This window comes from Virgibacillus sp. (genome assembly GCF_013393565.1).
Lineage (GTDB): Bacteria > Bacillota > Bacilli > Bacillales > Amphibacillaceae > Virgibacillus > Virgibacillus dokdonensis.
The window spans coordinates 1-11052 of record NZ_JABXHF010000101.1 but is presented as its reverse complement, the minus strand read 5'-3'; the positions used below and the strand labels follow the sequence as shown (position 1 = coordinate 11052).

Annotated in this window: 13 protein-coding genes and 2 pseudogenes; 1 reads left to right on the top strand and 14 read right to left on the bottom strand. The window is 32.5% G+C overall.

Annotated elements, in window-relative coordinates:
* Positions 1-120: 120 nt before the first annotated feature.
* From HLX49_RS16195 to HLX49_RS16140, 13 genes are all read right to left on the bottom strand, one after another.
* Positions 121-522 carry an ApeI family dehydratase gene (locus HLX49_RS16195; RefSeq protein ID WP_216482663.1) on the bottom strand — a complete coding sequence of 134 codons (402 nt, stop codon included), beginning with the start codon at positions 520-522 and terminating at the stop codon, positions 121-123.
* Positions 519-1571, bottom strand: coding sequence for a class I SAM-dependent methyltransferase (locus HLX49_RS16190; protein WP_216482662.1), 1053 nt, complete (start codon positions 1569-1571; stop codon positions 519-521). The genes HLX49_RS16195 and HLX49_RS16190 overlap by 4 nt, the downstream gene beginning before the upstream one ends.
* Before the next feature lie 4 nt (positions 1572-1575).
* On the bottom strand, positions 1576-2001 hold the full coding sequence (locus HLX49_RS16185) for a 3-hydroxyacyl-ACP dehydratase FabZ family protein (RefSeq protein WP_216482661.1): 426 nt from the start codon (positions 1999-2001) through the stop codon (positions 1576-1578).
* Between the two features lie 24 nt (positions 2002-2025).
* Positions 2026-3786, bottom strand: a complete 1761-nt coding sequence (locus tag HLX49_RS16180; protein ID WP_216482660.1) for a CRTAC1 family protein — start codon at positions 3784-3786, stop codon at positions 2026-2028.
* A 29-nt stretch (positions 3787-3815) separates the two neighbouring features.
* Positions 3816-3887: a hypothetical protein gene (locus HLX49_RS17165; protein ID WP_367112763.1), complete on the bottom strand. Its 72-nt coding sequence runs from the start codon at positions 3885-3887 to the stop codon at positions 3816-3818.
* Between the two features lie 38 nt (positions 3888-3925).
* Complete coding sequence (locus HLX49_RS16175; protein WP_296363181.1) at positions 3926-4165, bottom strand: beta-ketoacyl synthase N-terminal-like domain-containing protein; 240 nt, start codon at positions 4163-4165, stop codon at positions 3926-3928.
* Between the two features lie 37 nt (positions 4166-4202).
* Positions 4203-4391, bottom strand: coding sequence for a hypothetical protein (locus HLX49_RS16170; RefSeq protein ID WP_216482659.1), 189 nt, complete (start codon positions 4389-4391; stop codon positions 4203-4205).
* A 253-nt stretch (positions 4392-4644) separates the two neighbouring features.
* Positions 4645-5373, bottom strand: a complete 729-nt coding sequence (locus HLX49_RS16165; RefSeq protein ID WP_296363176.1) for a beta-ketoacyl synthase N-terminal-like domain-containing protein — start codon at positions 5371-5373, stop codon at positions 4645-4647.
* Positions 5345-6199, bottom strand: a complete 855-nt coding sequence (locus HLX49_RS16160) for an RnfABCDGE type electron transport complex subunit D (protein ID WP_296363174.1) — start codon at positions 6197-6199, stop codon at positions 5345-5347. Before HLX49_RS16160 ends, HLX49_RS16165 begins: the two co-directional genes overlap by 29 nt.
* A gap of 6 nt (positions 6200-6205) precedes the next feature.
* Positions 6206-7363: a beta-ketoacyl-[acyl-carrier-protein] synthase family protein gene (locus tag HLX49_RS16155; protein WP_296363172.1), complete on the bottom strand. Its 1158-nt coding sequence runs from the start codon at positions 7361-7363 to the stop codon at positions 6206-6208.
* A gap of 5 nt (positions 7364-7368) precedes the next feature.
* A complete protein-coding gene (locus HLX49_RS16150) occupies positions 7369-8193 on the bottom strand; it encodes a tetratricopeptide repeat protein (protein ID WP_216482655.1) in 825 nt (274 codons plus the stop codon).
* 613 nt (positions 8194-8806) lie between these two features.
* A complete protein-coding gene (locus HLX49_RS16145) occupies positions 8807-9196 on the bottom strand; it encodes an aminotransferase class III-fold pyridoxal phosphate-dependent enzyme (protein WP_216482653.1) in 390 nt (129 codons plus the stop codon).
* Entirely contained in the window at positions 9189-9545 is a 357-nt protein-coding gene (locus tag HLX49_RS16140; RefSeq protein WP_296363167.1) for an aminotransferase class III-fold pyridoxal phosphate-dependent enzyme, read from the bottom strand. Before HLX49_RS16140 ends, HLX49_RS16145 begins: the two co-directional genes overlap by 8 nt.
* A gap of 1039 nt (positions 9546-10584) precedes the next feature.
* On the opposite strand from HLX49_RS16140, the pseudogene HLX49_RS16135 reads away from it, so the two are divergent.
* A pseudogene (locus HLX49_RS16135) lies at positions 10585-10659 on the top strand (IS200/IS605 family transposase); the annotation flags it as partial.
* Positions 10660-10684: 25 nt separating this feature from the next.
* Here HLX49_RS16135 and HLX49_RS17240 read toward each other — a convergent pair.
* Positions 10685-10894, bottom strand: a pseudogene (locus tag HLX49_RS17240) (IS21 family transposase); the annotation flags it as partial.
* Positions 10895-11052 lie beyond the last annotated feature (158 nt).

Sequence of the window (11052 nt, the reverse complement as noted above, 5' to 3'; positions counted from 1 at the left end):
GATTGTCATTTACACAAAATTATTGACACTCCCTATCATTTTTTAGCTAGATCTTAATGATTCCTATCTAATTCGAATTTTTTGGTAGACTCTTTCAATTTTTTGGTATTATCATTTTTTTTACTTTCCTCTTAAGGGATTTATTATTATATTTGCTTTGAATGCCATAACCTTATCCTGCTCCACTGTTCCTATACAATTAATTATAATTTCTGTTTTGGATACCATTTCTTTCTTGAGGACAAATTTCAATATGTCTGCTGGTGAAACTATTTTCAAGAATCTTGCTGAAACGTTTCTAAAAGAATAGTCAGATTCCCGTAGTTTTAAAAATTGCTCAATAGATTGTTTAATAGCTTCAACCATTAATAATCCTGGAAAAATACTTTTTTCTGGAAAATGTCCTTGTAAAAAGTAATCTCCTTCCGAAACATATTTATAAATGATTATTTTACTATCATTTATAATTTCAAATTTATCTATTTGGTTGAGTGGTTTCGGAAGGTGGTTCTTATTTTTCATGATAGTTTCATCCCTTTTAAAATTGCCCCTAACTTTCTATTCCCAGGATTACTGTATATTTCTATACCATAAAAACCACTTTCCTCAAAAGCATTTAACCATTCTTTTTCATAATAGAATCCCTTAATATAGTATTTGTTGCTCTTTTTTTGGGTATATCCGGGTAAGAGATTAAAAATAAACTCTTGATGCATTAGTGGATACGTGTTATCTCTAATACATTCGGAAATAATAAGTGATCCACCACTTTTTAATGAGTTTTTAATACTGTTTAATGTATAGAGAATATCGTTGGAACAATGTAAAGCATTTATGGCCACTATATAATCAAATTTTTTATTACTCACTTGTAAAGATATTTCTTTTTCAAAATTAAGAACTAATGTATTTAGGTCTTTATATGGAATTTCATTTTTGATGTATTTACACATAACTCTACTAATATCCGTCGCATAATATTGTATGTTTTTATATCTTTTATCAACAATATCTCTCGTAATTGCTTTGGTACCTGAACCAAAACCCGCACCTAATTCTAGAATTTCCTTATCGCTCAACGATTTTTGTTTTGTAAGGAAACTGGCAATCCATGCATTATGAACGTAATATAAATAGTTATTCTCTCCAAAATATTCTTTCCATAACCGTTTCCCATCTTTCCCCAAAAATAGTTTAATTGGGGAGATATTACCTTTAATAACATTTAGCCAATTCTCGCTAACATAATCTATCATTTTGTATGATACATCTAAGTCAACCATAGGCATTTTGGGTGAATCACGTTGATTAATCAAGACAAATTTATTTTTCTTTCTCTCAATAAACCCTTCTTGAATTAAAAAATCTAAAGCCCAATTAACGCTTGGTATAAAATTGGGCATACACTCAGTATTATTATAGACTTCTTCTCTAGTGAATGATGTTTTTTGTCCCAAAATAAGGTTTACATGATATAAAATATCAAGTATCTTTCTTCCTGTATAATAGGAGCTATAATCATATGCTTGATGATATTCTTTTGTAAAAAGGTTATTATCAACTATCTGCATCTTATCATTCCTTTGCTTTAAAACTTTTAACTACCCCAAATTGTCCATTACAAATAACTTGTCCTTTCACTGTGGCTATACCTTCTAATAATGCATGGTTACTATATACTTTTACTTTTTTTATTAATAAATCAATACAAGAGACTTTTAAAATAACGGAATTAAATTTTTCCATCTTAATTGACCCTAATACAGGAAGTTCATTCTCTTTTAATGGTTCAGTTTCAAATTGTATAAATATTATCCCTAATTGGGCTAATGCCTCTGTAATAAATGATGGTGAGAAGAATTCAGCTGCCTTGGTAATTTCTTGTGGCAATGACTCCGAATATAGTTTTGCCATCATATATTTCCCTTGTTTGTAATCAATTACCTCATCTATAAACCTGAATGGGCTTTTCTGAGGTAAATAATCTAGGTAATTATTCACACTAGTCAACATCCTTTTAAATTATTATTTCATCGGAATTGATGCATCTTCTTTAATAGAAAGGAATTGATTAGTTTCAACATTTTCTAATGATTGAACACGTCCACTTGGCCAAACTATTTTAATTTCTTTAATGACTTCATTTGAATCAGTACCAAAATGTATACGCGGATCGCTTTGACCACCAAAACCATTACCACCATCCCGTTCAATTAATGTTTCTTTGTCCTCAGTAATAATAGTAACCTTTGCTCCTATGGCATCTCTATTACTTGGTGGACTTCCTTCAAGTTCAATAGTTATCCAATTATTATCATTTGAAATATTATTTTTATATACTTTTGCTGGAGCATTTTGATTAGCAAAAACTAAATCAAGTTCTCCTGAGTTATCGATATCAACTACAGATATTCCTCGCCCATCGCTAGTAAAATTAATCCCCGCTTCTTCCGCAACATCTATGAACTCTTTTCCATTTCCCGGATTTAAGAATAAGAATTTATTTTCATTACCTGACAAATCTTTATCCCCAATAGTAGGCCAATTTTTAGTATCCTCTACCACATTTCCAGGAGTAGTTACAAGGGTTCCCAAATCAAACCAATAATCATCATCGCTTTCTCCAGTTATGAAGCCATTGGTAACCGCTAGACTAAATTCTCCAGAATTATTAACATCAAAGAATTTAGCTCCCCATGAAAAACCTGCATAATTGATCTTTAATTTATCAGCTATTTCTTCATATTCTCCGTTTTCATTAGGATACCAGAAATCATTTCCTTCTATAATGTAAGAATCCTTACTTACATTACTCACATAGATACCATATTCGCCTTTATGAAAAATATCAGCAAAATCCACGTTCATACCTTTATGGGTGTCATTCCCAAAATTATTTGGTTGAGTAACCCTTTTAAATCCCTCACCATTCTGATTAATGTATAAAGAATCTGGTCCGAAATCATTCGCATTATAAATATCTGGATATCCATCATGATTTAAATCAACCGATCCAGTAGATAAGGTCCATCCAGTGTCATCTACACCTAGATCACCCGCAACTTCGGTAAAAGTGCCGTCCCCATTATTTCTATAAAGATAGTTTTTCCCACCATTTACCGCTGTTTCAAAATCATCGTGCATAATTTTAGTAGTTTCAAGGTCCCATAAATTGTTTTCACTTCTAAAATAATTGGCAACATAAAGATCTAGATGACCATCTTTGTTATAGTCTAATGCTATTGCTTTTGCGGCATAACCAAACTTAGTAGTATTTGCTTCTTCTGTTACATCAGTGAAGGTTCCATCTCCATTGTTTTTAAACAGCTTACTATACCCCCAACTACCTACAAATAAATCAGGGTACCCATCATTATTGTAATCAAAAAATAGGGCTGTAGTTGAGACACTATCGTGGTTTATATCTGTAGTTATGCTATCTACTTTCTCAAAAGTGCCATCCCCTTTATTTCTGTAAAGACCATTTTCACTGCCTTTTTTCGAATTTGTAAAATACAAATCGTAATAGCCATCATTATCATAGTCTGCCACAGCAACTGAAGCCCCAGTTGAGGCAAGCCATGGCATAATATTATCTACCTTAGGGTCAAATGTCGGCTTTAAATGATTAAAATCAACATTTGATTCGGCCGTAATATCCGTATAATTGAAGGTTATATCATGTTTTTGTTTTTTGGATTGTCCAGCTGTATCCGTATTTATCGCGGTACAACCTACAGAAATTAACAAACCTACAATAAGAAATAATATTTTATGGTTTTTCATTTTATAGTCTCCTTAATTTTATTCGTATACTATATAATACGTCCATCAGGTATTAATACTTTACCAGTTATATAAGATAATGCATCGGAAAGTAAAAGCATAATACAGGAGGAAACCTCTTGTGCAGTACCAGTTCGTCTTAAAAGAATTTTTTTAAAAAGGATTTTTCAATTATCCCCTCGGTCATATCAATTTCAATTGAGCAAAATCCTTTTTGCTTTAACCATAGATATTTCGTTGGATGAGCATAATCAGAAGAAACAACTAAAGCAATATCCGCTTTATTACTCTTTATTAAAGATTGAGCTAAGTCCAATGCGTAACTACCAGAAGCGCATGCGTTATTTACAACATAATTTTGCCCTTCAAAACCAAATATTTTAGATAGATAAAAAAGATGTGGGAATGTTTGTATGTTAAAAAAATCCTCTTGAAATTCTTTCTAACATTTCTGGGTTATGTTGCTTTTGATTAAATGGGTTTTTAATTATTTTGTTTGTTAAATTATTAACTCCAGGGTTTTCGTGGGCTAATATAATAGATATTTTGTCTTTATTATTAATATCAAGACCCGATTCGTTAATGACTTCTTTGATAGCAACCAATAATAATTGAAAATCCTTATCTTCACTTAATGGAACCTTTCTTATATTATCTAATTCTCTTCCGGTGAACCAATTGAAAACATCAAATTTTTTAATGGGATAAACCGGAAATGATATTTCACCATCATTTTTTTTTAAAAATTAAATCTCGTTTACGAATGGTTATTTCTTGAGTTAAAAATGATGACCAAGCTTCTTTCATACCCAGTCCAGCCGAACTAATATACTTGTTCCTGTAATAAACGTTTTAACTTTACCCAACAACTTTCCTTTCAGCTAGCTTTAATCGGTACATAATATCCAATACTGCATAAGACTGCTTCCCTCTAAAATCATAGTGTTCAATCTTGAAATCATTTAAAGGCAATCCTTTATCTTTTATTTGTAAAACTAAACTACTAATACTTTCGGGTTTAAGTTGATAATCAATTCTATGTTGAAAAATGGTAGGAACATTTAAATTGACTTCACAAACAATTGCTTTTCTCAAAATGTTCCTATTGAGCAAATCCTCTGCATACTCAAGTAACTTAACTCCAGACTCTCCCCCTTGGGAAATTGTTATATTTGCACCTACAGCTCCTAAAAGCATTGAAGCATATCCGCTAATAGAATTTAGGACAGTATTAGGAAATAATCTAGGATTAATTTTATCTATCCCATATTTTTCAGCATCTAAATAGAAGTCATAGATTGCTTTTAAATTTGAAAAAGAAGTTCCGACTATTATCCCGATATCTGTATATTTTTTCTCTCCTCTAGTATTAATGCCGACATTTTTTACTGCCTCATACATTGAAATACAAGGTATTTTAATCTCACGGGGGAAACGCTTTATTAAAGGTAAATTAGACTCCAGATTGTCATCTATTTCGAAACAGTTAGATATTATAAAATCTGAAATAGATTCTCCTGGAAGACTGTCGAACCCCGAACCAAATGGTGTAACAACATTAAATCCACTTATACTTACTTCCTTCATAGTTTTCCCCTTCTTTCTGATTTAGTTTACTAACAAAATATCTATAAGGAATCATAAAGATAATACTTGTTAGAAATAGCGCGTAGAAAGGTGCGTGAGGAATTCTATTGACTCTCAAGATTCCGTCAATTATTGTTATAGTAAGAGCAAAGAGAATTTTTCCCGTTCTAGTTACCGGAGTAGTCTTGGGATCAGTGATCATGAAAAATATAAATAATTGTGTGGAAGCTCCCATAATGGGACCAATTGCCGCTAATAATGGTATGTCAAAAAATAAATGTCTAAAATATCCAATGATCAAAAAGAATAAAATAAAAGTAATAGCTACTTCCGCTCTCTTGGCAACAACCACAACAATTAACCCTAAGGCTATTATTATAGACATCATAATATAGCCGTTAGACCATTGCTTAGGAGTTATCGTTGCAAACAAAGGAAAAAAAGTTATAATGAGCACTACCGCTAAATTATTAGGGTTAAAAATATGACCACCTTTATATTTGAAGGTATATTTCATACCAATAGATAAAAATCCTGCTAAAAAATATGGCCATAGTAAAGTGGAACTTATTAATAAGCTTAGTCCCATACCTGTAATGAGAGCGCTAATTGGCTTTACCCATTTTTTTAAGATGATTCTACCAAGAATCATTTCAGTTATGACTGTGGTCGCTATCGCAACAATAACGTTTTCTAGTCCTTGTTCAAAGTTTAAGTAAGTCTGACCAGATATAATAAATAATCCTAAAAACAATATAATGAGAAACCTGGGATCTAGTTTATAATCAGACCAAGATGTAATGTAGCTTTTATTAGATTTAGACATATATATTTACCTCCCAATTAAGATGGAAGAATTAACTCCACCAAATGCATATGAATTTGATAGAACATACTTAATGTCGCTTGATATAGGATTATCTTTAACTAAATTTATACTAAATTTAGGGTCAATCTCTTTTAGATTCTGAGTATGTGGAATAACACCATTCTCTAAAATCTTTACACAAACTGCAGCTTCTATAGCACTTGCCGCACCCAAAGTATGTCCCAAATGCCCTTTTATGGAACTCACATAGGGATGGGAAGAATTAAATACTCTATTAATTGATATATTCTCCATTTGATCATTAGCTAAAGTTCCGGTTCCGTGTGCATTAACGTATTCAATGTCATTTTCCGTAATATTCCCCATTTTTATCGCATCTTTCATTGCTTTAACAGCACCATCTCCTTTGAGGTCCGGTTGTGTTATATGGTGACCATCCGAACTTAATCCATAACCGTACAATACAGCCCTTTTTCCTTTTTTCCTTTTTTTTAAGTGTTCTAGACTTTCTAAAATTAAAACACCCGCTCCTTCTCCCAGTAATAATCCTTTTCTATTTCTATCGAACGGGGTACACAGTTTAGGGCTCAATGCTCTTAAACTATTAAATCCTGAAAATGCTACCCAGGAAAGGATATCCACACCACCAGCTATCATTACATCTGCATTACCCCTTAATATATCTTCCATAGCCCTGGAAATGGCAATATTTCCAGCGGCGCATGCATTGGTAATAGTCCATTTTGGGCCATTTAATCTAAGTTTATGGTATACTTTATCAGCAATAACATTAGGACCTCCAATAACGTTCGATTCTTCTTTATTAAATAATTCACTTTCTAAACTATCGATTTCTCCCATTGTTGTACCAATAGATAATCCTACCTTCATAGGTTCCCTAAATCCTAAAGACGCGTCACTCAATGCTTGTTTTGCAGTTTTATAAAATAAGTTAGTGGCACTTCCCATTTCTTTATCCTCGTTAACTAATACATCGACATTTTCTATTTCGCATGCATATATTTCCTTTAAAGGTGTATTAGAAAACTTTTTTACTTTTCCGGCTCCATTTTTACCTGCTAGTAAACTTTGCCAAGTTTCATTACAGTTATCCCCAATTGAGGATATTATACCCACCCCAGAAATGGCTACACCAGTCATCTCAATCACTCCTTATTAGTCCAAAGTATGCTTAAATCTGTTAAGTTTTCATCTGGTCTTTGAAACGAATCAATTCCCCGAATTGATTTGACTACTGAATAAGCTTTTTCTTTTCCAGATTTTACTCTGTTAGATAATTCTGGATGGTTTGGGAAGCGTTTTAACCCATCCTTCCAAACTTGAAAACCGGTATCGAGATCTTCCCCTTTAATTAATGCATCTCCGTATGCCACATAAGCATCAGCCCATAATGGATTACTTATATTTCCGTATTCCTCTGAGACAGCAACACAGTAAGCGAGATCCTGGATAGCTTTATCGATTCTTTTTAATCCGACTGGCCAATATAGGTTATTTAGTCCTCTCGCATAATAAGCCAACCAATTGTATTCATTGATACTTAAAACTTGTTCCAGCTCACTGATTGATTGGTTAGATATTTGTCCTAATCTTCCCGTCCCTAACTGGGGATTTTGTAATTTATCAATATATGCGAGGGCTTTTTGAAGATAGACTCTTTCACTCTCACCTAACTGTTCTAAAAACTCGAGGTAACTATCTAAATCATCATTCATATTCAGTCGAAGAGCATTAAGATAAGCCATATTTTCTGGATTGTCTTCAACTAATTTCATCAAATTTTCTTTAGAGACATCACTGTTAGTTGAAATTTCTTCCGTGAAATCAATCCCTAATTCTCCTACTGTTAAATTTAAATCAATTTTTGGTAAAGTATATTTCGTATCATAGAAAAAGTACCAAAAAATGAAAGTTAATATTCCCAGTGTAAATATAACTAATCCAAAATTAATCAACTTCTTCCTATTCAATAATATCTACCCCTTTCTATTGTCTAACCTAATTATGATTTAAAATAGATTAATTATCTCTGCTTGTTTTGCATATTAAAATACTTAAAAATTTTTAAAACACAAACATCTAGAGCAATAGGAAGCCCCTAAGATATAACAAAAATAAAGTTTTTCTACAGAATAAAACAATTCCCAAAAATTTCAAAATACTCAAATAAATCACTATCCAGTAACTCTTTTCACGATGGACATGCCTTCTGCTAACAGTTCCTACTGCCAAGCCTGTAGTGGACCAAGTTGTTAGACATGCCGGGCGCACAACTAAAAAATACTCAATTAGATTAAAATCGCTCGAATTTAGATTAAATCAGCTCGGTTTCCAACATTATTTTAATCTACTTCTATTGTTTCCCTCATAAGATCAAGCCATCTTAAATAGAAATTCGTTTCCTTATTACTGATAACACCTCTCGTATAATCAACGTTTGAAATTCATGAGAGTATAGTTTGTTTTGTTGTTTCATTAACTTGATCCATAGAATTTTGCCAAAATTCATTATCCTGTAAACGTCTTGCCTCATATCCAAAAGCCATGCCCTGACTAAAGGAAGATTGATACTCTTTCGGAATATTATTCAATATCACCTAATCTTCCTATACCGGTAGTTACCTCGTCGACTATGAGTAGGATATCATTCTGTCTTGTAATTTCTCTAATTTTTTGTATATATTCGTTGGGGATAATACGAACTCCCGATACTCCTTGAATAGATTCTATTATCATAGCCGCAATTGTTTCAGATCCTTCGCAACTAATTAAGTCTATAAGTTCTTTGCATTTATTCTCTATGTCCTTTTCTAGGTTTTCTTTATCAAGACTGGCGTTTGGAGGAGTAACTTTTAGGCTTCCATCTAAAACTGGTCCAAACAATTCATGGAGACCAACATTAGTTACTGACAAACTCCCATAACTGTTTCCGTGGAAATCACCTTCTAAACTAATAAATTTTTTCTTATTCACTCCTTCCTTTTGCTAAAAAATGTTTCCTTGCAATTTTTAGGGCTGTTTCAAGAGTTCCTGTTCCATTATGTGAATAAAATAACATATTATACCTCGGCATTTTTTTAACAAGCTTTTTTGCCAGTTCATTTGCCTTGTCATGACCTTGCGCCATTAGAATTCCAGTAGATAACTTTTTATATTGGGTTAGTGCTGGATCCATGATATCTTCTTGACCGGATCCTATTGATAACGCTGCATTGCTAATGTTATTGTAATGATTTCCTTTTTTATCCCTCACCCAAGAACTGTTTGACCTTTCGGAAATTATTATTTTTTGGAGAACCTCATTTTCTTCAAGCTCTCTCATATATGGCATCAAGGTAAGGGATGTAAGACATGATAATTCAAAGTAACATCCTCCTTATTTCCTTATTATAATGATTTAATTGTCTCATGCTTAAAAAACTTTACTTGTTTAATTTTTGCAAAAAGTAGTGTTTTTTATATCAATATTTTCCGCTTCGTGATTAAGTAATGAAATGAAAATGTTGTATTTTCTAAAAATAGAGCAAAATCTGTTGCTAGAGTTATAGTTGACATTATAAAATATAAGTTATAAAAATAATTTTCTTAAGATGGTAACTGAAATGAGCGAAATTGAAACTAAAAAATCAAAAATACTGTCGAACGTATTGACAATGAATTCTTTGAACTTAGTGAAACGATAGAGAAACCAAAAGATGTTGTAGAAGAAATCGCGGAAAGTTCATTCTCTGATAATGAAACTTTATTCAGTAGGAGTTTTCCTCCTCTCCTACTGAATGTTAGTACCACAAGGGTATGACCTAAAGGCCCTTGAACGAATCGGGCATTTAGGTGCCGTTTTCTCCCACTTAGCCCCTTTTGTACCAACTCAGTTTCTTAAAGTGGGAGTCTTACGGCACCTTACATGCGGGATAAATTCTAAAAAGACATAGAATAGCTGCGTTTAAAACTAGATTTGGATGCACTACATACTATTGAAGTTAAATGTTTACCTATGAAAATCGAAGGAGAATATCGAAAAACTGGTGAAATACCAAGTATAATAGTAATTACAATAAACATGTTAAATAAACCCCAAAAGGACATGGAAGAAATTGGAGAGGTAGAAAGAGTAACATCTATCTGTAAAATTTTAAATAATAAGTAAGATGCAAAAATCTCGATATTTTTTATTCCACTTAAGACAAAGCACCAAAAAGGCGCTTTTGTCTTTTATTTATGACTTTAGTCAGTTGAACTCGTGACAGCATACGAAACAGAAAACCACCTGCTATGCGGGTGGGTAACAAATGGTTCTACCAAAAAACTCACTTTGTTCTATAATAGAGATTGTTCAAGCCTTAGGAAGGAAAGTGAGTAAATTGGCCAATAAAGCTAATAGTTTGGCACACACAAAATGGCTTTGTAAATACTATATTGTGTTCACTCCAAAGTATGGTTAAAATATAAATTACAACGAACTTTCTTCAATCGCTCAATGGCGTTTAATACCTTTGGAAGGTTATTCTTTTCCTTTGTATAATGGAATAATGCTATAAAATCTTTCTCCTTTCCGATATAATAAGTGATAAATATTTTTAATATGTGTCGGTGCCCTTATTCAAACTTTGACTTTGAATAAGGGCACCTTTTTTTCTTTTCAAAGGTTTTCAGATAATGATAAATATCCATTTTACGAACCCCAAATTGCGAGAGCTCGTAGCTGCATACTCCCCATCTACAAACAGTCGAATTTTCTCTACCCCTACTTAAAAATAGGGGATCTATTAAGAGATCCAGCAATAACAACTGCCATGGAACAGAATTATGCATCGAACGGAGATTATTCA